This is a genomic window from Leifsonia sp. EB41, assembly GCF_041262565.1.
Taxonomy (GTDB): Bacteria; Actinomycetota; Actinomycetes; order Actinomycetales; family Microbacteriaceae; genus Leifsonia.
Genome location: NZ_JBGCCJ010000001.1, coordinates 850,240 through 874,824 on the forward strand (window position 1 = coordinate 850,240; position 24,585 = coordinate 874,824).

General features: G+C 70.8%; 23 protein-coding genes and 1 riboswitch. Of the genes, 11 read left to right on the top strand and 12 right to left on the bottom strand.

Annotated elements, in window-relative coordinates; all coding sequences use genetic code 11:
* The first annotated feature begins 259 nt into the window (after positions 1–259).
* The gene (locus tag ABH923_RS04120) at positions 260–1,087 is read left to right on the top strand and encodes a CPBP family intramembrane glutamic endopeptidase (protein ID WP_370054104.1); all 828 of its coding nucleotides are present in this window, start codon (positions 260–262) and stop codon (positions 1,085–1,087) included.
* Here ABH923_RS04120 and ABH923_RS04125 read toward each other — a convergent pair.
* The 8 genes from ABH923_RS04125 to gcvT all read right to left on the bottom strand — a co-directional run bounded on the left by ABH923_RS04125 (position 1,084) and on the right by gcvT (position 8,388).
* Complete coding sequence (locus tag ABH923_RS04125; protein WP_370054105.1) at positions 1,084–1,416, bottom strand: hypothetical protein; 333 nt, start codon at positions 1,414–1,416, stop codon at positions 1,084–1,086. The two genes, ABH923_RS04120 and ABH923_RS04125, sit on opposite strands and share 4 nt — an antisense overlap.
* A complete protein-coding gene (locus ABH923_RS04130; RefSeq protein WP_370054106.1) occupies positions 1,413–1,751 on the bottom strand; it encodes a hypothetical protein in 339 nt (112 codons plus the stop codon). Before ABH923_RS04130 ends, ABH923_RS04125 begins: the two co-directional genes overlap by 4 nt.
* A complete protein-coding gene (locus ABH923_RS04135; protein WP_370054107.1) occupies positions 1,748–2,911 on the bottom strand; it encodes a hypothetical protein in 1,164 nt (387 codons plus the stop codon). Before ABH923_RS04135 ends, ABH923_RS04130 begins: the two co-directional genes overlap by 4 nt.
* 71 nt (positions 2,912–2,982) lie before the next feature.
* A complete protein-coding gene (locus ABH923_RS04140) occupies positions 2,983–3,363 on the bottom strand; it encodes a hypothetical protein (protein ID WP_370054108.1) in 381 nt (126 codons plus the stop codon).
* Positions 3,360–3,740: a hypothetical protein gene (locus ABH923_RS04145; RefSeq protein WP_370054109.1), complete on the bottom strand. Its 381-nt coding sequence runs from the start codon at positions 3,738–3,740 to the stop codon at positions 3,360–3,362. The genes ABH923_RS04140 and ABH923_RS04145 overlap by 4 nt, the downstream gene beginning before the upstream one ends.
* Positions 3,741–3,887: 147 nt before the next feature.
* Entirely contained in the window at positions 3,888–6,797 is a 2,910-nt protein-coding gene (gene gcvP / locus ABH923_RS04150; protein ID WP_370054110.1) for an aminomethyl-transferring glycine dehydrogenase, read from the bottom strand.
* Between the two features lie 14 nt (positions 6,798–6,811).
* Positions 6,812–7,186 carry a glycine cleavage system protein GcvH gene (gene gcvH, locus ABH923_RS04155; RefSeq protein ID WP_370054111.1) on the bottom strand — a complete coding sequence of 125 codons (375 nt, stop codon included), beginning with the start codon at positions 7,184–7,186 and terminating at the stop codon, positions 6,812–6,814.
* Positions 7,187–7,188: 2 nt separating this feature from the next.
* Positions 7,189–8,388: a glycine cleavage system aminomethyltransferase GcvT gene (gene gcvT / locus ABH923_RS04160; RefSeq protein ID WP_370054112.1), complete on the bottom strand. Its 1,200-nt coding sequence runs from the start codon at positions 8,386–8,388 to the stop codon at positions 7,189–7,191.
* 181 nt (positions 8,389–8,569) lie between these two features.
* A riboswitch (glycine riboswitch) is annotated at positions 8,570–8,664 on the bottom strand.
* A 160-nt stretch (positions 8,665–8,824) separates the two neighbouring features.
* Between gcvT and ABH923_RS04165 the strand changes: the two genes are divergently transcribed.
* The 9 genes from ABH923_RS04165 (at position 8,825) to ABH923_RS04205 (ending at position 17,490) form a co-directional block, all read left to right on the top strand.
* Positions 8,825–9,586, top strand: a complete 762-nt coding sequence (locus tag ABH923_RS04165; protein WP_370054113.1) for an NUDIX domain-containing protein — start codon at positions 8,825–8,827, stop codon at positions 9,584–9,586.
* Positions 9,583–10,878, top strand: a complete 1,296-nt coding sequence (nadA, locus tag ABH923_RS04170) for a quinolinate synthase NadA (protein ID WP_370054114.1) — start codon at positions 9,583–9,585, stop codon at positions 10,876–10,878. The genes ABH923_RS04165 and nadA overlap by 4 nt, the downstream gene beginning before the upstream one ends.
* 1 nt (position 10,879) lies before the next feature.
* Complete coding sequence (gene nadB, locus ABH923_RS04175) at positions 10,880–12,430, top strand: L-aspartate oxidase (RefSeq protein ID WP_370054115.1); 1,551 nt, start codon at positions 10,880–10,882, stop codon at positions 12,428–12,430.
* Positions 12,424–13,284: a carboxylating nicotinate-nucleotide diphosphorylase gene (gene nadC / locus ABH923_RS04180; protein ID WP_370054116.1), complete on the top strand. Its 861-nt coding sequence runs from the start codon at positions 12,424–12,426 to the stop codon at positions 13,282–13,284. The genes nadB and nadC overlap by 7 nt, the downstream gene beginning before the upstream one ends.
* Before the next feature lie 13 nt (positions 13,285–13,297).
* On the top strand, positions 13,298–14,446 hold the full coding sequence (locus ABH923_RS04185; protein ID WP_370054117.1) for a cysteine desulfurase family protein: 1,149 nt from the start codon (positions 13,298–13,300) through the stop codon (positions 14,444–14,446).
* A 96-nt stretch (positions 14,447–14,542) separates the two neighbouring features.
* Positions 14,543–16,072: an MDR family MFS transporter gene (locus ABH923_RS04190; RefSeq protein WP_370054118.1), complete on the top strand. Its 1,530-nt coding sequence runs from the start codon at positions 14,543–14,545 to the stop codon at positions 16,070–16,072.
* A 198-nt stretch (positions 16,073–16,270) separates the two neighbouring features.
* Entirely contained in the window at positions 16,271–16,786 is a 516-nt protein-coding gene (locus ABH923_RS04195; RefSeq protein WP_370057296.1) for a carboxymuconolactone decarboxylase family protein, read from the top strand.
* Positions 16,783–17,127 (top strand): hypothetical protein, encoded by a 345-nt coding sequence (locus ABH923_RS04200; protein WP_370054119.1) that lies wholly within the window; start codon positions 16,783–16,785, stop codon positions 17,125–17,127. Before ABH923_RS04195 ends, ABH923_RS04200 begins: the two co-directional genes overlap by 4 nt.
* Before the next feature lie 9 nt (positions 17,128–17,136).
* Positions 17,137–17,490: a DUF488 domain-containing protein gene (locus tag ABH923_RS04205; protein ID WP_370054120.1), complete on the top strand. Its 354-nt coding sequence runs from the start codon at positions 17,137–17,139 to the stop codon at positions 17,488–17,490.
* A gap of 36 nt (positions 17,491–17,526) precedes the next feature.
* Here the strand turns inward: ABH923_RS04205 and aceB are convergent, their stop codons facing one another.
* Both aceB and aceA read right to left on the bottom strand, forming a co-directional pair.
* Entirely contained in the window at positions 17,527–19,182 is a 1,656-nt protein-coding gene (gene aceB / locus ABH923_RS04210; RefSeq protein WP_370054121.1) for a malate synthase A, read from the bottom strand.
* 34 nt (positions 19,183–19,216) lie between these two features.
* Entirely contained in the window at positions 19,217–20,536 is a 1,320-nt protein-coding gene (gene aceA, locus ABH923_RS04215; RefSeq protein ID WP_370054122.1) for an isocitrate lyase, read from the bottom strand.
* A gap of 120 nt (positions 20,537–20,656) precedes the next feature.
* Between aceA and ABH923_RS04220 the strand changes: the two genes are divergently transcribed.
* Positions 20,657–22,129: a helix-turn-helix domain-containing protein gene (locus tag ABH923_RS04220; RefSeq protein ID WP_370054123.1), complete on the top strand. Its 1,473-nt coding sequence runs from the start codon at positions 20,657–20,659 to the stop codon at positions 22,127–22,129.
* A 17-nt stretch (positions 22,130–22,146) separates the two neighbouring features.
* Here ABH923_RS04220 and ABH923_RS04225 read toward each other — a convergent pair whose 3' ends face one another.
* Together ABH923_RS04225 and ABH923_RS04230 are read right to left on the bottom strand one after the other, a co-directional pair.
* Complete coding sequence (locus tag ABH923_RS04225) at positions 22,147–22,593, bottom strand: hypothetical protein (protein WP_370054124.1); 447 nt, start codon at positions 22,591–22,593, stop codon at positions 22,147–22,149.
* Between the two features lie 47 nt (positions 22,594–22,640).
* Positions 22,641–24,566, bottom strand: a complete 1,926-nt coding sequence (locus ABH923_RS04230; RefSeq protein ID WP_370054125.1) for a cellulase family glycosylhydrolase — start codon at positions 24,564–24,566, stop codon at positions 22,641–22,643.
* Between the last annotated feature and the right edge of the window lie 19 nt (positions 24,567–24,585).

The following is a 24,585-nucleotide window of genomic DNA, read 5'->3' on the forward strand; positions in this document are numbered from 1 at the left end:
GCGGCAGCACGGGCATGCGAGAGCCCCGTACCCCGCGGGATAAGACTGACCCTAAGTACCGTTGAGGGTGAATGCAAAATGGGGCTGGAAAACGTTACACAGTGGTAACTCAGTCGGCGGATTATTGCGTCCACGCTACGAATTCGGTGGTCCGTGAGCGTGAAACGCAAGAAACCGCGCAGTTCCATCGGTTCGCGGGCCCGATTCACGGAGGCGTGTGCTCCCTGCGCGGCCCGCTCGGGCCTGGCAGGATGCACATATGAGCACTGAAGCGGTCCGGGCGGCCCGAACCACGCCCGGTCTCCCCACCTGGACCGGCGAGACCCCGGTCGAGCGCGCGGAGCGGCCCCGGCTGTGGTGGGAGGTCGCCATCGTCCTCGGCCTGTCCCTGGGCCAGTCCGCAGTCTACTCGATCGTCACGATCATCGACCGCTCGACGCAGAGCACTCCCCTCGCGGACCAGACCGCGCAGGTGAACCCGTCGCAGTCCAGCCGGGAGGTCTTCGACTTCCTCTACCAGTTCCTCGGCAACGCCTTCCCGCTGTTCGCGGTGGCGCTGGTGATCTTCATGCTCTGGCAGCCACGGCGGACCGGGTTCCGCCGGATCGGCTTCGACCTGAGCCGGCCGGGCCGCGACCTCGGCGGCGGCCTCCTGCTGTTCCTGGTGATCGGCGTGCCCGGCATCCTGTTCTACGCGCTCGGCCGGGTGCTCGGCCTGACGGTGCAGGTGCAGGCGTCGCCGCTCGACACGCACTGGTGGACGGTGCCGATCCTGGTCTTCGCCGCGCTGCGGGCGGGCCTCCAGGAGGAGGTGATCGTGGTCGGCTACCTGTTCACCCGGCTGCGCCAGCTCGGTTGGGGCAAGTGGTGGATCATCGTGGCCGCCGCGCTGCTGCGTGGCAGCTACCACCTGTACCAGGGCTTCGGGCCGTTCGTCGGCAACGCGATCATGGGCGTCGTCTTCGGCTGGTGCTACACCCGCTGGGGACGGGTCATGCCCCTCGTCGTCGCCCACGTCATCATCGACATCGTCTCCTTCGTCGGCTACCCCTTGGCCGTCGCGCTGTTCCCGCACATCTTCGGTTAGCCCTTCTCGCGGAAATCCTCGACGTCGCGCGCATGTCGCAGTTGCAGCTCTCGGTAGTCCTCATCGAGGCGGGCGACCACCGCTCCGGCCGCACGCACGTTCTCGTCGACGTCGTGCGAGATTTCCGCGAACACCGCCCTCAGCCGCGGGTCGTCCGCCCCGCCGTATCGGGAGGCGAGCTCGAAGAAGCCCTCCTCCAACGACCTCATCCTCGATCGGTAGTAGGAGACGTACTCGTCGGCCTGCTCGATGCGGCGGCGCGCTGTCGCGCTCTCGTCCCGCTGCGCGTCCTCCAGCTCACCCAGGGTGCGGTGGTCGTTCTGGTTCACGGTGTGATGCTCTCCACGGCTCGGGCGTAGTCGTTGTTCGATGCGATGCGCTCGAGCCCCGTCGTCACCTTCTTCTCGACCGCCCCGGAGAGGGCCGCCGCGACGTCAGCGCTACGGAGAGTGACGTTCACCGCAGTGGCGGCTCCCTCCACGACCACCCAGTTGACGCTCTTCACGACCGCGTACTGCGCGTGGACCATCGGCGGAAGAGCCGCGTCGAGCATCCTCCTCGCCGTCTGGTGCACGGCGTCGTCGATCGCGTGGATCGTCGCGTCCACCGTGTTCGTCACATCCCCCACCGCCTCGTCGATCAGGTCGCCCAGCCACGACATCATGAACCTCCCATCGGACCGAGTGCGTAGGCCTGCGCCCACCGCGCATCCTGCGCCGCTGCGTTCCTGACCGTGTTCATCACCCCGTGCGAGATCCGCCCCACGATGTCGATGTGCTCCTCCACGAGTTCGTTCACGGCCGCGACCGCCGACACGTCGATGTTCTTCTCCACCTGGAGGTCGTGCGCTCTCACACACTCCTCGATGTCAGCCTCCGTCACCAGCGGGTAGAGCAGGGCGGCTGCGCTCTTCACGTTCGTCAGCGCCGTGGTCATCGCGGGGACGAGTCCGTTGTTCACGTCCTTGATCGTCCCGAGGTGCCATGCGACTCCGCCGACGCTCGACGCCAGCCCCAGCGCCCCCACCGTGTCCACGGCGACGACGAGACCGGACAACGCTGCGCCCGCGGTGACCGCACTCACTCCGTTGACGGTCGATGCGACCCCGTTGAGAACCTGCAGCGTCTGTCCCTGGCCGGGACTGGCCGCGTCCACCAGTTCGGCCAGCTCCGCCATCGTCAGGCTCTCCCCGCCCAGGCCGAGCATGGCGCCGAAGGGATCGAAGGAGAACGCGGCGCCCAGGTCGTGATGCTCGATCACGCCCTTCCACAGGTCGTCCTCGATGAACACGCCCGCACCCGTCCCGTGTCCCAAGAAGTTCCCGATCAGGTCGAAACGGTTCACATAGTTGGTCAGCGGAGGTCGGCCACGCTTGCGCTCCGCCTGGACCCAGTCCTTCGCCTGCGGGGACAGCACATCCCACGGGTCCGGACCGTTGAAGCTGGTCGACGGCCAATGGTTCTCCGCCGCGACATACAGCGCGAGGAACCCGCCGAGGGAATGCCCCACCGTCTCGACCCGTGCCCCCGAGTGCCCGTCCGCCGTGAGCCTCTGCTGCACCCGCTCCGCAAACCTCTCGGCCTCGAAGACCTGGGTACCCTCCCCCGTCCTGCGCCCCACCACCGAGACCAGGTCCGCCACGACGTCGGCGCGGTCGTCAGGGTTGGTGCCGGCGAACGCGATGAAGACCTGGGAGTGGTCGGGGGTTCCGTCGACGACGGGGACGACCGCCATGCCTTGGAAGCCGGTGGTGGGGTCGGTGGCAGTGTCGTAGACTCTGAACTTCTGCCTGTCCTCGGCCGTCAATATGTCATCGCCCCGCACGAGGGGCGCGTTGCGCTGCAGTGGATCTACCCAGTACGACTTTGCGGCAATCGATGCATAGTCTTCGGGAGTCATTCGATCACCTCGGATGACTCATCGCTGTAGATCACAGTCACTGGTGCGGGCGCCGTCCCCGGAGCAATGCTCGGCAACGGGTTACCCCCTCTCGAGAACCTCTCGGTGCCCAGAATCTCGTTGTACTCCTCACCGTTGACGGTGACCACCGCATTGACCGCCCACGGCGCCCCGAAGCCCGATAGCCCGCCTTCCTGGGTGAATCTGATCTTCTCCACACCGCCCTGCGTTTCGAGGAAGGCGATGGCCGCCTCTCTCTGATTCGCGAGATTCGTTTCCTTGTTCACGGCATTTCCTCCCAACACACAGCCGCCCAAACTCAGTGCGAGCGCGACCGCAATCACGGAAATCAGGCGCCGCGTGCGGGTCGACGTCATTCGATCACCTCGGATGACTCATCGCTGTAGATCACAGTCACGGGTGCAGGCGCTGTCGCAGGAGGGATGGTTGGCAGGGGGTTGCCTATCCTGGAGTACCTCTCGATACCCAATATCTCGTTGTAGTCCTCACCGTTCACCGTGACCACTGCATTTACGACCCAAGGCGCTCCGAAGCCCGACAGCCCGCCCTCCCGCGTGAATCTGATCTTCTCCACACCGCCCTGCGTCTCGAGGAATGCGATGGCCGCCTTCCGTTGATTCGCAAGATTGGTCTGCATCCTCACGTCATAGCCCCCACTCGTGCAGCCAGTCGAAAACAGCACGAGCGCGGCCGCGATCATCACCATCCGGCATCGCGCGAGTGCCCCCGTCATGAGCATCAGGCTAACACTGCCAGTATGGAATCACACCGGTTAGAATTTATTACCTGACGCTTTGCAAGCATTATCGTTCGCAAAACGAAACCGCCGAGCCACGGAACATCCGTGGCTCGGCGGTTCGAGCGGTTTCTCGCTGTGGGGTTAGGCGAACGCCTCCGGCGGCGGGCAGGCGCAGAAGAGGTTGCGGTCGCCGTAGGCCTGGTCGATGCGGCGCACCGGGGGCCAGTACTTGGTCCTGACGAGGGTCGTCACGGGGTAGACGGCCTGCTCGCGGGAGTAGGCGTGGTCCCAGTTGGAGGTCGCGACCGACTCCGCTGTGTGCGGCGCGTTGCGCAGCGGGTTGTCGTCGGCCGGCCAGTCGCCCGCGGCGACCGCGTCGGCCTCGGCCTTGATGGCGATCATCGCGGTGACGAAGCGGTCGAGCTCCGCGAGGTCCTCGCTCTCGGTCGGCTCCACCATCAGCGTGCCGGCGACCGGGAACGACATGGTCGGCGCGTGGAAGCCGTAGTCGATGAGGCGCTTGGCCACGTCGTCCACGGTCACACCCGTGCGCTCGGTGAGCGGCCGGACGTCGAGGATGCACTCGTGCGCCACGAGACCGTTGTCGCCCGCGTAGAGCACCGGGAAGTGCTCGCGCAGCTTCGCGGCCACGTAGTTGGCCGACAGCACCGCGGCGCCGGTGGCGTCCGCCAGGCCCTGCGCGCCCATCATCCGGACGTACGCCCACGAGATCGGGAGGATGCTGGGGCTGCCGTAAGGGGCCGCGGAGACCGGAGCGCCGCCGTGCTCGATGCGGCCGTCCGGGCCGTTCGCGCCGACGAGCACGTGCGTGGCGTCCTGCGCGAGCGGGTGACCGGGCAGGAACGGCGCGAGGTGCGCCTTCGCCGCCACCGGGCCCACGCCGGGGCCGCCGCCGCCGTGCGGGATGCAGAAGGTCTTGTGCAGGTTCAAGTGGCTGACGTCGCCGCCGAAGTCGCCGAACCGGGCGTAGCCGAGCAGCGCGTTCAGGTTGGCGCCGTCGACGTAGACCTGTCCCCCGGCCTCGTGCACGGCGGACGTGATCGCGACGACCTCGTGCTCGTAGACGCCGTGCGTCGACGGGTAGGTGATCATCAGCGCGGCGAGGGTGTCGGCGTTCGCGGCGATCTTGGCGCGCAGGTCGTCGAGGTCCACGTTGCCGAGCTCGTCGGTCGCGACCACGACCACGCTCATCCCGGCCAGGACGGCGGAGGCGGCGTTGGTGCCGTGCGCCGACTGCGGGATGAGGCACACGGTGCGCTGCTCGTCGCCGCGCGAGCGGTGGTAGCCGCGGATGGCGAGGAGGCCGGCGAGCTCGCCCTGGCTGCCCGCGTTCGGCTGCAGCGACACGGTGTCGTAGCCGGTGACGTCGGCGAGCCAGCCCTCGAGCTGGTCGATGAGCTCCAGCGAGCCTGCGACGTCCGCCGCGGGGGCGAACGGGTGCAGCGCGGCGAACTCGGGCCAGGTGACGGCCTCCATCTCGGTGGCCGCGTTGAGCTTCATCGTGCACGAGCCGAGCGGGATCATGCCGCGGTCGAGCGCGTAGTCGCGGTCCTGCAGCTGGCGGAGGTAGCGCATCATGGCGGTCTCGGAGTGGTGCGTCGAGAACACCGGGTGCGTGAGGAAGTCCGACGTGCGAGTGAGCGCCGCGTCGAAGGACGGCTCGGAGCCGAACGCGAGCACGGCGTCGCCCTCCACCGTGCCGCCGAGCACCTCGATCAGGTCGCCGAGCGGGAAGACGCCGTCGCGCAGGTCGGCGGCGGTCTCCTCGTCCAGGCTCAGCGAGACCAGGCCGGCGTCGACGGCGTGCAGCAGGAGGCCGCGCTCGTGAGCGCGCGCGACGATCGTCGATGCGTCGTCCACCTCCACCACGAGGGTGTCGAAGAACGAGCGGGAGCGGACCTCCACCCCGGCGGCGCGCAAGGCATCCGCTACGGCGACGGCGGAGAGGTGCACGTGGCGGCCGATCGCGCGCAGGCCGGACGGGCCGTGATACACGGCGTACATGGCCGCCATGACGGCGAGCAGCACCTGGGCGGTGCAGATGTTGGAGGTCGCCTTCTCGCGGCGGATGTGCTGCTCGCGGGTCTGCAGCGTGAGCCGGTAGGCGGGCTTGCCGATCGCGTCCTGCGAGACGCCGACCAGGCGGCCGGGGAGCTGGCGCTCCAGGCCCTTGCGGACGGCCATGTAGCCGGCGTGCGGGCCGCCGAAGCCCATCGGGACGCCGAAGCGCTGGCTGGTGCCGACGGCGACGTCCGCGCCGAGCTCGCCCGGCGAGGTGAGCTGCGTGAGGGCGAGGAGGTCGGCGGCGGCCACGACGACTGCACCCGCCTCCTTCGCGGCGGCGATGACGGCGGACGGATCCCAGACCCGGCCGGAGGCGCCGGGGTACTGCACGAACAGGCCGAAGGCCTCCTGCAGCTCCGGGGCATCGGCCGGGGTGGAGGCGAGGTCGAGCACGACCAGCTCGATGCCGACCGCCTCCGCGCGGTTGCGCAGCAGCGCCAGGGTCTGCGGGAACGTGTCGGCGTCCACGACGAACTTCGCGCCGGGGGCCCGGGAGGCGCGGCGTGCCAGCAGCATGCCCTCCACCACCGCCGTGCCCTCGTCGAGCATCGACGCGTTGGCGGTGTCCAGCCCGGTCAGGTCGGAGACCATCGTCTGGAAGTTGATGAGCGCCTCCAGGCGGCCCTGGGAGATCTCCGGCTGATACGGCGTGTACGCGGTGTACCAGCCCGGGTTCTCCAGGACGTTGCGCTTGATCACCGCGGGGGTGATCGTGCCGTAGTACCCGAGTCCGATCAGGGTGCGGTTCACGGTGTTGCGCGAGGCGAGCGCCCGCAGCTCGCGGAGCGCCGCGCGCTCGCTGATCGGGGCGGGCAGCGCGGAGACGCGCCCCGCGACGGTGCGGATGGTGTCCGGCACAGCGGCGGAGACGAGGGCCTCCACCGATTCGTAGCCGAGGGCGGACAGCATGGTGCGCTGCGCGTCCCCGTCGGTGGCGATGTGACGCGTCTGGAACTGGTCGCTCATGTCTAGCGGTAGCCTTACTCGCCCGTGAGGGCCTTGTACTCGTCGAAGGAGAGGAGGCCGTCCGGGAGGGTGTTGAAGGTCACCTTGATGAGCCAGCCCTCGCCGAACGGGTCGCTGTTGACCAGCTCGGGCGCGTCGACCACGGCCTGGTTGGCCTCGGCGACGGTGCCGTCGACCGGGGCGAACAGCTCGCCGACCGACTTGGTCGACTCGATCTCGCCGACCACGCGGCCGACGGCGACGTCGCTGCCCTCCGCGGGGAGCTCGACGAACACGACGTCGCCCAGCTTCTCGGCCGCGTAGCTCGTGATGCCGACCGTCGCGGTGTCACCCTCGACGAGGAGCCACTCGTGCTCGGCGGTGTACTTCAGGTCCTGCTCTGCGGCCATTGTCAGTGCTTCTTTCTGCTGTAGAAGGGGAGGGCGGTGACGGTGAAGGGGAGGCTGCTGCCGCGCACGTCGACGTGCAGCTCGGTTCCGGGCTGGGCGAACCGCGGCGCGACGTAGGCCATCGCGATCGGGACGCCGATGGTCGGCGAGAGGGCGCCGGAGGTCACGACCCCGACCTCCTCCGCGGCGCCGTCCGCGGCGGGGGCGACGACCGGGTAGCCGGCGCGGGCGGCGCGCTTGCCGTGGCCCATCAGGCCGACGAGCACGCGGGCCTCGGCGTCCGGGCCGTCCTCGCTGGCGGCGCGGCCGACGAAGTCGGTGTCCTTGGCGAGATTGACGACGCGGCCGAGACCGGCCTGCGCGGGCATGGTGTCCACGCCCAGCTCGTGGCCGTAGAGCGGCATGCCGGCCTCCAGGCGCAGCGTGTCGCGGCTGGCGAGCCCGGCGGGGACGAGGCCCTGCTCGCTGCCCGCCTCCAGGAGGGCGTCCCAGAGGGCGCGCGCGTTATCCGGGGCGGTGTAGAGCTCGAAGCCGTCCTCGCCGGTGTAGCCGGTGCGGGCGACGAGGACCGGGTGGGTCTCGAACTCGCCCGGGATGCTCCAGTAGTACTTGAGGTCCGTGACCCGCTGGGCGAAGTCGTCGCCGTCGAGGTGGAAGCCGGGCGTGGCCAGCAGGACGCTCAGCGCAGCGGGGCCCTGGACGGCGATGAGCGCGATGTCGTCGCTCTCGTCGTAGACCTCGACGTCGAAGGGGGCGGTGCGGTCGCGTAGCTCCTCTGCCACGGCCTCGCGGTTTGAGGCGTTCGCGACCACCATGTAGCGGTCGTCGCCGGTGCGGTAGACGACCAGGTCGTCCAGGATGCCGCCCGCACGGGAGAGCAGCATGCTGTACTTCGCCTGGTCGAGCGCGAGCGACGACAGCTTGCCGGCGAGGGCGTAGTCGAGCGCCTGGCCGGCCTCCGGGCCGATGAGGACGATCTCGCCCATGTGCGACAGGTCGAAAAGCCCGGCGGCGGTGCGCACGGCGTGGTGCTCGGCGAGGTCGCTGGAGTAGCGGACCGGCATCTGCCAGCCGGCGAAGTCGGTGAAGGACGCGCCCGCGGCGGTGTGGGCGTCGTGCAGCGGGGAGGTGCGCTCCACTGCGTCGGCCTGCTCTGGGTTGGCCGTGTCGGCGTCGTTGGTCTGGCTGTCCTGCGAGCTCATGAGTTCTCCGTTCGCCGGCCGTGCCGGAGGGATGAACGGTAGCGCGCTGCGCGCTCCGTGTGAAGAACTCCCCCTCTGTCATCCGGCCTGAGAGTTTCACCTCGGCCGCGTGGATGCGGCCGTGGCTTTCACCGTGGGCGAGGGCGCGCGCGGTGTGCGCCGCCCTGCTTTTCAGAGTGGCCAGTCCGATGCGGTACGCGTACCTGAGAGATTGTCGGGGAGGATTGCTCCTTCGGTGCCGCCCGCTATCGCGCTCGGCTCTCCCGCATCGGCCTGAATGGCCCGGTATTCAATTGACTGGGCCAGCATAACCGGTCGGCGCGGCCGGTGCGCGCACGGCAACCGTTGCCGCCGGTTTTGCGTTCTGGTCACCATGACACTAAGATGGTCCGCAACTTAGGGTCACGGTGACCTTTAGTCGGACGGGAGGCCTGCGATGGCCGAGCACGAACGCGCGAGTGCGATGCTCGCCGTCTCGACGGTCATCTTCGCGCTGCGCTCCGACGAGGTGACGGGCGACCGGGCCCAGGTCTGGCTCCCCCTGGTGCGCCGCATCCGCGCCCCGTTCGAAGGTCGCTGGGCGCTGCCGGGCGGCCCGCTCCGGGTGGGCGAGGACCTCGCCTACGCCGCCGCCCGCACGCTCGGCGACACCACGGGACTGACGCCGCGCTACCTGGAGCAGCTCTACACGTTCGGCGACGCCATCCGCTCCCCCGGCGACGACCACGGCGAGCGCGTCGTCTCCATCGTCTACTGGGCGCTCGTCGGCAGCGCGGAGGCCGAGGCTGCGACGTCCGGCGAGAACGTCGGCTGGTTCTCCGCCGACGACCTCCCCGAGCTCGCTTTCGACCACAACGTCATCGTCGAGTACGCCCTGTGGCGGCTGCGCACGAAGATGGAGTACTCGCGGATCGCGCACGCCTTCCTCGGCGAGCGCTTCACCCTCGCCCAGCTCCGGGAGGTGCACGAGGCAGTGCTCGGCCGCCCGCTCGACCCGGCCAACTTCCGGCGGACCATCGAGTCCTCCGGCGCCGTCGTCGCCACCGGCGACTACCTGACCGGCACGCGGCACCGGCCGCCCCGGCTCTACCGCTACAACGACTCGATCGACCTCGCCGACGCGGGGCCGCTCCCCCGGCAGCAGCCGCCCTTCGGCCTGCGCCAGCACCGTCCCACCCCGGAAAGCGAGCAGTCATGACCATCGCATCGGTCGACACCACCATCCAGCTCATCTCGAGCGGCAGCCTCGACGGCGCCACCTGCGCCCCCGAGCTCGTCGACGGACCCTGGCTGTTCGACTCCGCTCCACCCTCCTACGGTCCCGGCGCCTCGCAGGACGACCCGATCCCGGCGTTCGCGCCGAAGCAGGGCGAGCTGCCCGAGGAGTACCGCACCGCGTCCAAGGAGGAGCTCGCCGAGCGCATCCGCGCCGCCAAGGCGACTCTCGGCGACCGCGTCGCGGTGATGGGCCACTTCTACCAGCGCGACGAGGTCGTGCAGTTCGCGGACTTCGTCGGCGACTCGTTCCAGCTCGCCAACTTCGCCAAGGCGCGCCCGGAGGCCGAGACCATCGTGTTCTGCGGCGTGCACTTCATGGCGGAGACCGCGGACATCGTGTCGCGGCCGGAGCAGAACGTCATCCTCCCGAACCTCGCCGCCGGCTGCTCGATGGCCGACATGGCCGACCTCGACTCGGTGCAGGAGTGCTGGGAGGCGCTGGAGGAGCTGTACGGCACGGAGCCGGACGCCGATGGCCGGGTGCCGGTCATCCCGGTCACCTACATGAACTCGTCGGCGGCGCTGAAGGCGTTCTGCGGCGAGCACGGCGGCATCGTCTGCACGTCGTCCAACGCGGCGACCGTGCTGCAGTGGGCCTTCGAGCGCGGCCAGCGCGTGCTGTTCTTCCCCGACCAGCACCTCGGCCGCAACACCGCCAAGGCGATGGGCGTCCCGGTCGAGCGGATGCCGCTCTGGAACCCGCGCAAGCCGCTCGGCGGCAACTCCGAGGCCTCCCTCGGTGAGGCGCAGGTCATCCTCTGGCACGGCTTCTGCTCGGTGCACAAGCGCTTCACGGTCGGCCAGATCGAGCACGCCCGCGCCGAGTTCCCCGGCGTCCGCGTGATCGTGCACCCCGAGTGCCCGATGGAGGTCGTGGACGCCGCCGACGAGTACGGCTCCACCGACTACATCGTGAAGGCGATCCAGGCGGCGCCCGCGGGCTCCACCTTCGCGATCGGCACCGAGATCAACCTGGTGCAGCGGCTCGCCGCGGAGTACCCGCAGCACACGATCTTCTGCCTCGACTCGGTGGTCTGCCCGTGCTCGACCATGTACCGCATCCACCCGGGCTACCTCGCCTGGGTGCTGGAGGGCCTGGTGCGTGGCGAGGTCGTGAACCAGGTGCGCGTGGCCGACGAGGTCGCCGCGCCCGCCCGGGTGGCGCTGGAGCGCATGCTCGCCGCCCGGCCGGACACCACGATGGCGGCCTGACATGGCCCGCGTCGTCGTCGTCGGGAGCGGCATTGCCGGGCTCGTCGCCGCTCTGCGGGCGGCCGAGCGCCACGAGGTGACGATCGTGACCAAGGGCGGCATCGCCGAGGGCAGCACCCGGTACGCACAGGGCGGGATCGCCGCCGCGGTGTTCGCCGACGACAGCGTGGCCGACCACGTCGCCGACACGCTGCGCGCCGGCGCCGGGCTCAACGTGGCGGAGGCCGTGGAGGCGCTCTGCGGCGACGGGCCGGCCCGGGTGCGCGAACTGATCGCGCTCGGCGTGGCGTTCGACCGTGACGGGAAGGGTCTCGCACGAGGGCTGGAGGCCGCGCACTCGAGCGCGCGCGTCCTGCACGCGGGCGGCGACGCGACCGGAGCCGAGATCGAGCGGGCGTTGGACGCGGCCGTCCGCAAAGCGGGCATCCGCGTGGTGACCGGGGCGTTCCTCCGCGACGTGCTCGTGACCGACGGGGCGGCCTCCGGGGTCGCCCTGAGGCTGGCCGACGGCACGGACACCGAGCTGGACGCCGACGCCGTCGTGCTCGCCACCGGCGGCTGGGGTCTGCTCTACGCGCACACCACCAACCCGGCCATCGCGACCGGCGACGGCGTCGCGGCCGCGTACCGCGCGGGCGCGCTGCTCGCCGATCTGGAGTTCACCCAGTTCCACCCGACCGCGCTGCGGCTCCCCGCGGCGGACGGCGGCTCCCGCACCTTCCTGGTGTCGGAGGCCGTCCGCGGCGAGGGGGCGGTGCTGCGCAACGAGCGCGGCGAGCGGTTCATGCTCGACGTGCACCCCGACGCGGAGCTCGCACCCCGTGACGTCGTCGCCCGCGGAATCGCGGTCGAGATGGCCGCGCAGGACGGCCTCCCCGTCGTGCTCGACGCGACCGCGCTCGGCGCGGACTTCCTGGCGCACCGCTTCCCGACCATCGACGCCGCCTGCCGCGCCGCCGGCATCGACTGGTCCCGTGAGCCGGTCCCGGTGACCCCCGCCGCGCACTACGCGATGGGCGGGGTCGCGACCGACATCCACGGCCGCACGAGCCTCCCCGGGCTGTTCGCGGTCGGGGAGGTCGCCTGCACCGGGGCGCACGGCGCCAACCGGCTGGCGTCCAACTCTCTGCTGGAGGGGCTGGTGTTCGCGCACCGCGCGGCCGAGGCGATCGGCGCGGCATGGCCGGAGCCGCCCGCGTGGGTCGCGGAGCCGGGCCTCCCCGCGGCGGCGACGACCGAGCTCTCGGAGGGCGACGAGCCGTTCGACCGCGCGCGCCTCCAGTCGATCCTCTGGACCGGCGCCGGCCTCCACCGCGACCGCGCCGGCCTCGAACGCGCCGCCCGCGAGCTCGCCGGCTTCCGGATGCCGGAGCCCGGCGAGGACGCGAACCTGCTGCAACTCGGCCGCCTCGTCGTCGCCGCCGCCCTGTCGCGCGAGGAGTCGCGCGGCGCCCACTTCCGTTCCGACTTCCCGCTGCCGGCGGCGGGCACACCCCGTCACACGGTGCTCGCTCCGCTGTCCGTTCCTACCGAGGTGACCGTTCCATGCTGACCCGCCAGACCATCCACGACGTCGTCCGAGCCGCTCTCGTGGAGGACGCACCCTGGGGCGACCTGACCAGCGAGCTGCTTATTCCCGAAACGGCATATGCCACCGCGCGCCTCTCCGCACGCGAGCCCGGCACGTTCTCGGGCGGCGCGGTGTTCACCGCGGCGATGACGCTGACGGACCCGGCCATCGAGGTCGACCTGGCCGTCGCGGACGGCGACGCGTTCGAGGCGGGCGACACGCTCGCGACGGTGACCGGCCCCGCCCGGGCTGTGTTGCAGGGCGAACGAGTCGCGCTGAACTTCGTGCAGCGCATGTCCGGGATCGCGACTCTCACGGCCTCCTTCGTCGCCGAGGTGGCCCACACCTCCGCCCGCATCGTCGACACCCGCAAGACCACGCCCGGCCTTCGCGCGTTCGAACGTCACGCCGTGCGCAGCGGCGGCGGGCACAACCACCGCTACTCGCTCTCGGACGCGGTGATGGCCAAGGACAACCACCTCGCGATCCTCACCGCGCAGTCCGGGCTGTCGGTGACCGACGCCCTCCGACGGGTGCGCTCCCAGCTCTCGCACACCACACACCTGGAGGTCGAGGTGGACAGGATCGACCAGATCGAGCCGGTGCTCGCCGCCGGGGTGGACACGATCATGCTCGACAACTTCACGCTGGACGAGCTGCGCGAGGGCGTGGCGATCGTCGGCGGCCGGGCGATCGTGGAGGCCAGCGGCAACGTCAGCCTCGCCACCGTGCGCGACATCGCGGAGACCGGGGTGGACGTCATCTCGTCCGGCGCGCTCACGCACAGCGTCCGCTCGCTCGACCTCGGCCTGGACGTGGTGCTGGAGAACGCATGACCGGGCTGCCCTCATGACCGGCCTGTACCTCGACGCCGCCGCGACCTCCGCGGTGCGCCGGGAGGTCCTGGAGGCGATGTGGCCGTACCTCACCGGCGACTTCGGAAACCCGTCGAGCCACCACGAGGTCGGCGAGTCGGCGGCCCGCGCCCTGGCCGCGGCGCGCGCGACGGTCGCCGAGTGGCTCGGCTGCCGGGCGTCGGAGGTCGTCTTCACCTCGGGCGGCACCGAGGCGGACAACCTCGCGGTCAAGGGGATCGCGTTCGGCGCGCCCCGGGGCCGGCACATCGTCACGACGCCCATCGAGCACGAGGCCGTTCTGGCCTCCGTCGACTATCTGGTGCGCGTGCACGGGTTCGAGGCGACGTTCGTCACGGTCGGGCGTGACGGCCTGGTCTCCCCCGACGACTTCGCGGCGGCGCTGCGGCCGGACACGACGCTCGCCAGCGTGATGCTCGCCAACAACGAGGTGGGCACCGTCCAGCCGGTCGCCGAGCTGGCGGCGCTGGCCCACGCGCAGGGCGTGCCCTTCCACACGGACGCGGTGCAGGCGGCGGGCTGGCTCCCGCTCGACGTGCGCGAGCTCGGCGTCGACGCGCTCAGTGTCTCCGGGCACAAGATCGGTGCGCCCAAAGGGATCGGCGCTCTGTACGTGCGAGGCAGGCTCCCGCTCGAGCCGGTGCTGCACGGCGGCGGCCAGGAGCGCGGGCGTCGATCCGGCACCGAGAACGTCGCGGGCGCGGTCGCGCTGGCCACGGCCGCACGGCTGGTCCTGCGCGACCGGGAGGCCAACGCCGCCCGCGCCACGGCGGCGCGCGACGCGTTCACGGCCGCGGTGCTGGCGCAGACCCCCGGGGCGGAGCTGACCGGCCACGCGTCGGCGCGCCTGCCGGGCACGGCCTCCTTCGTCTTCCCCGGCACCAACGGCGAGACGGTGCTGCTGGAGCTGGAGCGCCGCGGGATCGTGTCCTCCAGCGGCTCGGCGTGCGCGGCCGGCAGCGAGGATGCCTCGCACGTGCTGCTCGCGCTCGGCTACGACGAGGACGTGGCCCGCACGGCGGTGCGGTTCTCCTGGGGCCCCGACGTCACCGCGGACGCCCTCCTCGCCGTCGCCCCGGCTGTCGCGGAGGCCGTCCGCGAGGTCTCCGGACTGGCGTCCTGACGGCTCCTTTATTCCGGGTTAAGCGGAGAGTGAACGCGGGCCCGAGTTCATCTGTTCGAAACCCACGATGTCGGGGGTCGTGGATAGTGTGGACCAGTGACTGAGAAGACCTCACCTGCGCCCGCCGACACCATCGACACCGGCGCGCTCGCTGGGTCCCCCAGCGACGCGAAAGCACGGGAGGCGGAGCAGCCGCGCATCGCGCCGCGCGACCAGCGCGTCATCTGGCTGCTGCTCGCAGCCACGTTCGTCGTGATCCTCAACGAGACGATCATGAGCGTCGCAATCCCCAAGCTGATGGACGACCTCCACATCGACGCGCTCGCCGCTCAGTGGCTCTCGACCGCGTTCATGCTGACGATGGCCGTGGTCATCCCGATCACCGGCTTCCTGCTGCAGCGGTTCACCACTCGTCAGGTCTTCATCGCCGCGATGTCACTGTTCTCGCTCGGCACGCTCGTCGCCGCCCTCGCGCCGGGCTTCAGCATCCTCGTGGTCGCGCGCGTGATCCAGGCCTGCGGCACGGCGATCATGCTGCCGCTGCTGATGACCACGCTGATGACGCTGGTGCCGCCCGCGCTGCGCGGACGCACGATGGGCAACGTCTCGATCGTCATCTCGGTCGCGCCGGCGATCGGCCCGACCATCTCCGGCATCATCCTCAACTTCCTGGCCTGGCGCTGGATCTTCCTGATCGTGCTGCCGATCGCGCTCGTCATGCTGCTGATCGGAATGAAGTTCGTCGAGAACGTGACGGAGACCAGCAAGAGCCGGGTGGATGTGCTGTCCGTCATCCTTTCCGCGTTCGGCTTCGGCGGCCTGGTCTACGGCCTCACCCTGAGCGGCGAGACCGGACCGGCGGCGGCGGGCAACGCGCCCATCATGTGGACCTCCCTCGCGGTCGGCGTCGTCGCGCTCGCGGCCTTCATCACGCGGCAGCTCCTGCTGCAGCGCAAGGATCGTGCGCTGCTCGACCTCCGGACGTTCCGCAGCCCGATCTTCACGGCCGCGATCGTGCTCATGGCCATCACCACGGCCTCGTTGTTCGGCGTGATCATCGTCCTCCCGCTCTACCTGCAGCATGTACTGCACCTCGACGTGCTCGGCACCGGACTGCTCCTGCTGCCCGGCGGGCTGGTGATGGGCCTCGCGGCGCCGTTCGTCGGCCGGCTCTACGACCGGATCGGCCCGCGTCCGCTGGTGATTCCGGGGGCGATCCTGGTGAGCCTGGTGATGTGGTCGCTGACGATGGTGACCGAGACCACCCCGATCTACCTCGTGCTGATCGCGCACATCACGATGAGCCTCGGCCTGGCGCTGATGTTCACGCCGCTCTTCACGGCCGGCCTCGGCGCGGTGCCTCCGCACCTGTACTCCCACGGCAGCGCCATCCTCGGCACCATCCAGCAGGTCGGCGGCGCGGCGGGGACGGCGCTGCTGGTGGCTGTGCTCTCGGCGCAGACCGCGGCCCTCGCGGCGGGCGGGGCCTCGCTCGACGCGGCCACCGCGGGCGGCATCCGCGCGGCGTTCTTCGCGGCGGCGATCATCTCGCTGTTCGGGGTCGTCGGCTCGTTCTTCGTCAGCAAGCCCGCCGACGCCCCCTCCGAAGCAGCCTTCGCGCACTGACCCCAACCCGCCGAGGGGCACGTCGTTGTCACTTCCGGGCGCGACAAGTGACAACAACGTGCCCCTCGGCAGTGGTGCGCCCCGCTCTGGCACGGCCGTCCGCCGTGGTGGGACGATACTCCAGACGACGCGAGGAGGCAGCCGTGACCATCATCCAGACCCCCGACCCTGAGGACGCGACGGGGTGACGTCGCGGACATCTACGCGAAAGACGAGCGCGACCTCGGCTACGTGGCCGAGTACACGCGCGTGATGGCGTTCAATCCCGAGGCGTACCGCGCCTGGGAGCAGCTCGTCCGGGCGATCATCGCCCAGCTCGGCGTACGGCGCTTCGAGCTCGTGACGCTGGCCGCGGCGCAGGGCACGCACTCGCAGCACTGTCGGCTCGCCCACGGCCGCAAGTCGCTCGCCGTCATGGACGCGGACGACGTGGAGGCCGTGGCCCGCGACTTCCATGACGCCGGGCTCTCCGAGGCGGAGGTCGCGATGATGGAGTACGCCGAGCGCATCAGCACGAACGCCGCGTCGATGACGGAGGCCGACTCGCTCCGCCTGCGCGAGCTCGGCTTCACGGACCGCGAGATCGTGGACATCACGCTGGCCGCCGCGGCGCGCAACTACTTCAGCCGCGCCATCCAGGCGCTCGGCGTCGCGGTCGAGGTCCCGCCCGGGATCAGCGACGGCCTCCGCGACGCACTGCTGGCCCCGCTGTGAGCGCCGAGGAGGTCCCGCCGATCGACCGGGAGATCGTGCAGGACGTGACGCTCGCCAACCCGCGCCCGGTGGGCCGCATCCAGACCCGCCGCATCACGATGCAGCCGGGCGTCGCGGGCGGCCTCCACCTCCACAACGGCCCGGTGGTCGGATCGATCGAGCGCGGCTCGGCCCTGTACCAGGTCGAGGGCGGGGCCGTGGTCACCCTGGCGGCCGGTGACACCTTCTACGAGGAGGAGGGCGCCAGGATCGCGCGGTTCGACGCCGGCCCGGAGGGTGTCGTCTTCCTCGCCCACTTCCCGGTCGGCACCCACGAGGAGCCGACCCTCACAATGCTGTAGGAGTCCGCCATGGTCTATCGCGTCAAGCGCGTCTACGACCCGCCCGCCGTCGAGGACGGCCTCCGCGTGCTGGTCGACCGGCTGTGGCCGCGCGGCCTCACCAAGGAGAAGGCCAGGGTGGACCTCTGGCTCAAGGACGTCGCGCCCTCCACCGAGCTGCGCCGCTGGTTCCACCACGAGTCCCCGCTGTTCGACGAGTTCACCGCGCGGTACGACGCCGAGCTCGACGCGAACCCGGCGGTGGCCCAACTCCGTGAGCTGGGTGACACGCATCCGGTCGTCACGCTGCTCGTCGGCGCACGCGACCCGGAACTGAATCAGGGGGTGGTGCTCGAGAGATATCTCGAGCACCACCCCCGGTGACGGCAACCACAGCCGTCGACGCCGGCCACGCCCGGTTCAGACGGCCGGCGCCAGCTCCTCCTCGGTCTCCTGCTCCGCGTCGTCCACGAGGAACCAGGTGTACGCCGGGATGGTCAGGAAGGTCGGGAACTCCTCCGCGAGCGACACCTCGGCCAGCAGTTCGGCCGCGTCGTCGAAGCGGTCCGCCACTCCCCCGGTGCGCGCGGCGGAGCTGAGCCGCATGCACTCCTCGGCCAGGATCCCGGCGACGAGCGCCCGGTCGACCGGCGTGCCCTCCGCGGTGACGACCCGGTTCTCGATCCACTGCCGAAGCAGCGAACGGGAGATCTCCGCGGTCGCGGCGTCCTCCATCAGCCCGTCGATCGCGACGGCCCCTGTGCCGCGCAGCCACGCCTCGATGTAGCGGAGGGCGACCGAGACGTTCGAGCGCACGCCCGCGTCGGTGACCGTGCCGCCGGCTGTCGTGACGTCCAGCAGGTCGGCGGCCGTGACGTGCACGTCGTCGCGCTGCCGGGTGACCTGGTTCGGCCGGTCGCCGAGCACCGCGTCGAATTCGGCGAGCGCGGTCGGGATCAGGTCGGGATGGGCGACCCAGGTCCCGTCGAAGCCGTCGCCGGCCTCCCGGCGCTTGTCGTCGGCGACCTGCCCGAGGGCGCGCTCGGTCGCCTCGGCGTCGCGGCGGTTCGGGATGAAGGCGCTCATCCCGCCGATCGCGTGGGCGCCGCGCTTGTGGCACGTCGCAACCAGCAGCTCGGTGTAGGCCCGCATGAACGGGACCGTCATCGTGATGCCGCTGCGGTCGCCGAACGCGAAGCGCTTGCCGCGGCCGAGGAACGTCTTGATGATCGAGAAGATGTAGTCCCAGCGGCCGGCGTTGAGGCCGGCGCAGTGGTCGCGCAGCTCGTAGAGGATCTCCTCCATCTCGAACGCGGCCGGGATGGTCTCGATGAGGACCGTCGCCCGGACCGTGCCGACCGGCATCCCGATCCGCTGCTGGGCGAAGACGAAGATGTCGTTCCAGAGCCGCGCCTCCAGGTGCGACTCCAGTTTCGGCAGGTAGAAGTACGGCCCGCGGCCCGACGCGACCAGCTCCTCGGCGTTGTGCCAGAAGTACAGGCCGAAGTCGGTGAGGGAGGCGCTCGCCGGGGCGGTGCGCCCGGCGCGGTCGGTGAAGGCGAGGTGCTTCTCGACCAGGTGCCAGCCGCGCGGGCGCATCACGATGGTCGGGGTGTGCTCGTGCGGCGTGGTGACCCGGTAGTCCTTACCCTCGGGGCTGGTGAAGGCGAGCTGCCCGCGGACCGCGTCGTGCAGGGTGCGCTGGCCGCCGACGACGTTCGCCCAGGTGGGGCTGGTGGCGTCCTCCTGGTCGGCGAGCCAGACCCTGGCTCCCGAGTTGAGGGCGTTGATCGCCATCTTCGGGTCGGTCGGGCCGGTGATCTCCACGCGGCGGTCCTCCAGGCCGGGACCGGCGCCGGCGACCCGCCAGTGCGGGTCCTCGCGGATCGCCTCGGTGGCGGAGAGGAAGCGCGGGTCGCGGCCGTTGCCGGCCTCCCCGCGGCGGCGCTGGCGCTCCAGCAGGAGCTCCTGGCGGCGCGCGGCGAAGGCCTGGTGCAGGTGGTCGACGAAGGCGAGCGCCTCCGGGGTCAGGATGTCGTCGGTCCCGTCGACGCGGGGACCGGTGATCTCGATCATGGTCGTTGTCCTTTCGAGGTGTCCGCGGGGCGGATCAGAACTGGTGCTGTTCGGTGGAGCCGACGAGGGCGAGGGTGGCGCTGGTGGGGTTGAGCGCGGTCGCGATGCGGTCGAAGTAGCCGGTGCCGACCTCCCGCTGGTGGCGGGTGGCGGTGTAGCCGGAGCTCTCGGAGGCGAATTCGGCCTCCTGGAGGTCCACGTACGCGCTCATCTGCCGGTCGGCGTAGTCCTTGGCGAGCGTGAACATGGAGTAGTTGAGGGCGTGGAAGCCCGCGAGGGTGATGAACTGGAACGCATAGCCCATCGCCGCCAGCTCGCGCTGGAACCGGGCGATCGTCTCGTCGTCCAGGTGCTTGCGCCAGTTGAACGACGGCGAGCAGTTGTAGGCCAGCTTCTTGCCGGGGAACTGCGCGTGCACGGCCTCGGCGAACCGGCGGGCGAGCTCCAGGTCGGGCTCGGCGGACTCCACCCAGAGCAGGTCGGCGTACGGCGCGTAGGCGAGGCCGCGGGCGATGACCGGCTCGATGCCGTTGTTCACCTCGTAGAAGCCCTCCGCCGTGCGAGTCCCGGTGAGGAACGGCCGGTCGCGCTCGTCGTGGTCGCTGGTGAGCAGAGTGGCGGCGAGCGAGTCGGTGCGGGCGATCACGATGGTGGGGACGCCGGCGACGTCGGCCGCCAGGCGCGCGGCGTTGAGGGTGCGGATGTGCTGTCCGGTCGGGATGAGCACCTTGCCGCCCATGTGGCCGCACTTCTTCTCGCTCGCGAGCTGGTCCTCCCAGTGCACGCCCGCGGCGCCGGCCTGGATCATCCCGTGCATGAGCTCGTAGGCGTTGAGCGGGCCGCCGAAGCCGGCCTCCGCGTCGGCGACGATGGGCGCCATCCAGTCGGACACCGGGCCGTCGGTCCCTTCGACCTGGCCCGCCCGCAGCAGCGCGTTGTTGATGCGGCGGACCACCGCGGGGACCGAGTTGGCCGGGTACAGGCTCTGGTCGGGGTAGGTCTGGCCGGACAGGTTGGCGTCGGCCGCGACCTGCCAGCCGGAGAGGTAGATGGCCTCCAGGCCCGCGCGGACCTGCTGGACGGCCTGGTTGCCGGTGAGGGCGCCGAGCGCGGCGACCCACTTCGGGTCCTCCCCTGCGCCGTCGCGCTGGATGAGCTCCCAGAGCTTCTCGGCGCCGCGGCGGGCGAGCGTCTGCTCCTCGCGCACCGGGCCGCGGAGCGCCACCACGTCTTCGGCCGTGTAGTCGCGGCGGATGCCGGACCAGCGCGGGTCGGCGTCCCACTCGAGGCGGAGCTCGGCGGCGGTCTGCGTGGTGTCGCCGGGGCGGGCTTCGGGGTTCATGGTGACCTCCATCGGTCGGATCGTTTGACACGATCGTGGCCCGGCCGCAACAGGTCTGGGGAAGATCCGTCCACAGAAATTCACGGGTTCTTCTGTTTGCTAGAACTTCGCCGGAGTGTCAGCATGGCCTGCATGACCGACACCGCTGTCCGGATCGACGACGAGCCGACCGGAGCCGACGCGCTCACCCTCGGCCGGCGTGTGCGCGCGTTCCGCCTCGAGAGGGCGATGACCCTGGAGGCGCTCGCCACCGCGATCGACCGGGCGCCGTCGCAGGTGTCCGCGATCGAGAACGGCAACCGGGAGCCTCGGCTCGCCCAGCTTCGCGCGATCGCCGCCGCCCTCGGCGTGACGGTGGACGACCTTCTCGCCCCCGACGCACCGGACGAGCGCGCGGCCCTGGAGATCGCGGTCGAGCGGGCCCAGCGCGGGCCGGTGTTCGGCGCCCTCGGGATCGACCAGGTGCGGGTGTCCAAGTCCGTCCCCGACGCGACATTGCGGGCGATCCTGGCCCTGCACCAGGAGGTCGCGCGGCTGCACAAGGAGCGCGCGGCGACCCCCGAGGAGGCCCGCCGCGCCAACGCCGAGCTGCGGGCGACGATGCGCGCCCGCGACAACTACTTCGCCGACCTGGAGGCCATCGCCGCCGACCTGCTCGGCGCCGTCGGGCACACCGGTGGCCCGGTCTCGCACCAGACCGTGGCGGACATGGCCGACCGGCTCGGGTTCTCGCTGCACTACGTCGGCGACCTCCCGCACTCCACCCGGTCGGTGACCGACAAGCGCAACGGCCGCATCTACCTGCCGACCGAGCAGTCGGCCTCCCGGGACTCCCGCTCCCCCATCCTGCAGGCCTTCGCCTCCCAGCTCCTCGGTCACGACGAACCCGGAAATTACGCCGACTTTCTGCGTCAGCGAGTGGAGACGAACTACCTCACCGCCGCGCTCCTGCTGCCGGAGAAGGACGCGGTGTCGTTCCTGACCGAGGCCAAGAACTTCCGCCGCATCTCGATGGAGGACCTCCGGGACGCCTTCGCGGTGTCGTACGAGACCGCCTGCCACCGGTTCACCAACCTGGCGACCGCGCGGCTCGGCATCCCGGTGCACTTCATGAAGGTCCACGAGTCCGGGACGATCATCAAGGCGTACGAGAACGACTCGGTGGCCTTCCCGTCCGACGCGCTGGGCGCGATCGAGGGGACGCCGGTCTGCCGGAGCTGGACGGCCCGCACGGTCTTCGACGTCGCCGACCGGTTCAGCCCCTACTACCAGTACACGGATACCCCGCGCGGGACGTTCTGGTGCACCTCCCGGATCGAGAAGGCCAAGGAGGGCGACTACTCGGTGAGCGTCGGCGTGCCGTTCGCGCACGTGAAGTGGTTCCGCGGCCGCGAGACGACCCACCGGGCGGTGTCGCGCTGCCCGGACGAGTCGTGCTGCCGCCGGCCGTCAGGGGCGCTCGCCGACCGCTGGGAGGGGATGGCGTGGCCGGCGGCGCGCACCCCCACCTCCCTGCTGGCCGCGCTGCCGACGGGGACGTTCCCCGGCGTGGACTCGACGGAGGTCTACGACTTCCTCGAGCGCCACGCGCCGACGGCACTCTGAGCCGGACGTACGAAGAGTCAGACGTCCTTCATCGTCCACTCGACTACGACGGGAGCATCTGCGGTGCCCGCCATCGTGCAGATGACGACGATCGAGCCCACGCCCTCGATGGGCTGCGGAGGCTTGACGCTGACGATCATGATCACCGACCCGTCGCCGGCCGTGGTGAGCTGGTCCTTGGCCGGCTCGAATGGATTGATCGACGAACCCGGATTCTGGGCGACGTAGTTCTCGCGCGCGGTCTCCGCGCACGCGTTCCACGCGCTCTGGGCGTCGAGCGGCTGCGGCGCCGGTGACGACTCGACCACGGGCGGCGTCGTCGCCGTCAGCGTCGTGGCCGTCGGCACGCTGCTGACCGTCGCGTCCGCGGGCGCAAGCCCGGCCGAGCAGCCGCTCAGCAGGACGACGAGTGCAATGGCTGACACAGCGGCATAGACGGCCGAGAGAATCCCCCGATTCGACATGGCCAGAGCCTAGTGGATCGCCGGCGAGCGCTTGACCGCGCGCGATGTCAGTCGAACACGACCTCCCGCACCGCCACCCCGTACGGCGCGAGCGCCAGCTCCGCCGCCGGCTCACCGGTGAGCGTGCGCAACTCCCCCGCGACCTCCGGCCGCACGGTGACGCCTGTCGCATGCTGCGACACGAACACGGCGAAGCGCCGGCCGTCGTCGTGGACGATCGTGTCCACGAAGACCCGCGGGTCGTCGAGGCGCACATCGCGCTCCACGTCGGCCACCGAGGCCAGCGCGTCGTACAGCCGCCAGGTCTCCTCGGGGTTGCTGCGCGCCCGTGCGGACGCGAAGTACTCCAGCGGGTACGTCGACAGGACCGCGCGGCCCGCGCCGTGCTCCTTCACCACGATCGCCGGACGGCCGTGCGCGTCCACCGCGACGACGGTCCCGGAGGTCGCCCGCACCGGCAGGAACGTCCGGCCGTTCTCGTTGCCGGCCGCGGGGAAGGTCAGCACCGTTCCGGCCGGAAGGGGCCCGAAGTCGGCCGTGAACCGGATGGTCGCCGCCTCGTCGGTCACCGGCTCGGCGAGCCCGTACGCGCTCTGCGGACGGACGCCGAAGATCGCCTCCGTGTTCGTCCACCACGGCCCGCGCTGCACGCCGCTGTCGCCGTGCGAGTACGACGCGTACACGGTCGCCCCGTCCCGCGCCAGCTCCTCCAGCTGCAGCCACGACGTCGCGCAGAGCTGCTTGACCGACGGCAGCAGGTACAGGCCGTAGCCGACCGGGAGGCCGCCGTCCTCCCGCTCGCGGACCACCGCGACCGGGATGTGCGCCTCGTGGGCCGCCAGGTACGCCTGCTCACCGGTCGCGACGATGTGGGCGCGCTCGGTCTCGTTCGTGAACGGATAGTCCGCCTCCAGGTGCGACGGCACGACGATCGCGGCGTCCACCGGCGTGCGCCGCGCGTTCGGGAGGTCGATCGCGGCCAGGTCGGCGGCGAACCGGGCGAGCTCGCGCAGCGGCGGCTTGGGCGCGCCGTGCCGGTCGGTGATGCCGAAGTGCATCTCGAACGGGTGGTGGGAGTAGGGCCGCTGGTCGGCGAGGTCGTCGTAGTCGGTGTTGTTCCAGGCGATCCAGCCGGTCGCCCCGGCGAGCAGGGTCGTGTAGAGCAGCTGCCGGTAGTAGGAGGCAGCGCCCTCGTCGGAGACGAAGTCGCTGGTGAGGCCGAACTCCTCCATGATGACCGGCAGGCCGATGCCGGACAGCTCCGCGATGTACGCCGCCTTGAGGTGTTGGCGGGTCTGGTCGGTCTCCATCCGGTAGACGTGCGGGCCGACGAAGTCGGTGAACCGGGCGAGGTCGCGCACCGAGAAGCCGTTGTCGTGCCCGGTCGTCTCGATCCCCCAGGCCCCGTCGCCGACCGCGACCGGCTGGGTGCCGCCGCCCGCCCGGACGGCGTTCACCAGCAGGGAGGCCCAGGCGTCCACGATGGGCCGCGGCGCCTCCCCGCCGTAGATCGGCACCTCGTTGGTCAGCAGCCAGCCGGACACGGCGGGGTGCGCGGCGAACCGCGCGGTGAGCTCCCGCACGTACCAGGCCTGGCGGCCGACGAACCAGACGTCGCGGTAGAGGTCGCGCCCCTCCCGCCACACCGGGTCCCAGTTCTCGCCCGACATGTGCCCGACCAGGAAGGTCGGCACGGTGGTCATCCCGGTCTCGGTGTGCGCGTCGAGGAAGTCGGCGAAGTTCGCCAGGCACTGCTCGTCCAGCGTGTCCGGGGTCGGGTGGAAGTCCGGCCAGTAGAAGAACGACCTGGTCATGTTGAGGCCGTGGTCGGCAAGCACCCGCAGCTCCTGGCGGATGACCGCAGGGTCGTAGCGCGTCCACATGAGCGGTCCGCCGGTGCGCGACCAGAAGTTCGCTCCGAGCCAGACCACAGGCGTTCCGTCGACGGCGAGGAGGGGCGAAGGGCGGTCCATGATTCCTTTCGAGGGGTGC

Bases quoted from the DNA above. Each gene is read 5' to 3' on its own strand.
- gcvT (WP_370054112.1), bottom strand. From the start codon at position 8,388: ATGAGCTCGCAGGACAGCCAGACCAACGACGCCGACACGGCCAACCCA.
- nadA (WP_370054114.1), top strand. From the start codon at position 9,583: ATGACCATCGCATCGGTCGACACCACCATCCAGCTCATCTCGAGCGGC.
- nadB (WP_370054115.1), top strand. From the start codon at position 10,880: ATGGCCCGCGTCGTCGTCGTCGGGAGCGGCATTGCCGGGCTCGTCGCC.
- ABH923_RS04120 (WP_370054104.1), top strand. From the start codon at position 260: ATGAGCACTGAAGCGGTCCGGGCGGCCCGAACCACGCCCGGTCTCCCC.
- aceA (WP_370054122.1), bottom strand. From the start codon at position 20,536: ATGGAGGTCACCATGAACCCCGAAGCCCGCCCCGGCGACACCACGCAG.
- gcvH (WP_370054111.1), bottom strand. From the start codon at position 7,186: ATGGCCGCAGAGCAGGACCTGAAGTACACCGCCGAGCACGAGTGGCTC.
- ABH923_RS04230 (WP_370054125.1), bottom strand. From the start codon at position 24,566: ATGGACCGCCCTTCGCCCCTCCTCGCCGTCGACGGAACGCCTGTGGTC.
- ABH923_RS04145 (WP_370054109.1), bottom strand. From the start codon at position 3,740: ATGACGGGGGCACTCGCGCGATGCCGGATGGTGATGATCGCGGCCGCG.
- ABH923_RS04165 (WP_370054113.1), top strand. From the start codon at position 8,825: ATGGCCGAGCACGAACGCGCGAGTGCGATGCTCGCCGTCTCGACGGTC.
- ABH923_RS04225 (WP_370054124.1), bottom strand. From the start codon at position 22,593: ATGTCGAATCGGGGGATTCTCTCGGCCGTCTATGCCGCTGTGTCAGCC.
- ABH923_RS04220 (WP_370054123.1), top strand. From the start codon at position 20,657: ATGACCGACACCGCTGTCCGGATCGACGACGAGCCGACCGGAGCCGAC.
- ABH923_RS04140 (WP_370054108.1), bottom strand. From the start codon at position 3,363: ATGACGTCGACCCGCACGCGGCGCCTGATTTCCGTGATTGCGGTCGCG.
- ABH923_RS04185 (WP_370054117.1), top strand. From the start codon at position 13,298: ATGACCGGCCTGTACCTCGACGCCGCCGCGACCTCCGCGGTGCGCCGG.
- aceB (WP_370054121.1), bottom strand. From the start codon at position 19,182: ATGATCGAGATCACCGGTCCCCGCGTCGACGGGACCGACGACATCCTG.
- ABH923_RS04130 (WP_370054106.1), bottom strand. From the start codon at position 1,751: ATGATGTCGTGGCTGGGCGACCTGATCGACGAGGCGGTGGGGGATGTG.
- gcvP (WP_370054110.1), bottom strand. From the start codon at position 6,797: ATGAGCGACCAGTTCCAGACGCGTCACATCGCCACCGACGGGGACGCG.
- ABH923_RS04205 (WP_370054120.1), top strand. From the start codon at position 17,137: ATGGTCTATCGCGTCAAGCGCGTCTACGACCCGCCCGCCGTCGAGGAC.
- nadC (WP_370054116.1), top strand. From the start codon at position 12,424: ATGCTGACCCGCCAGACCATCCACGACGTCGTCCGAGCCGCTCTCGTG.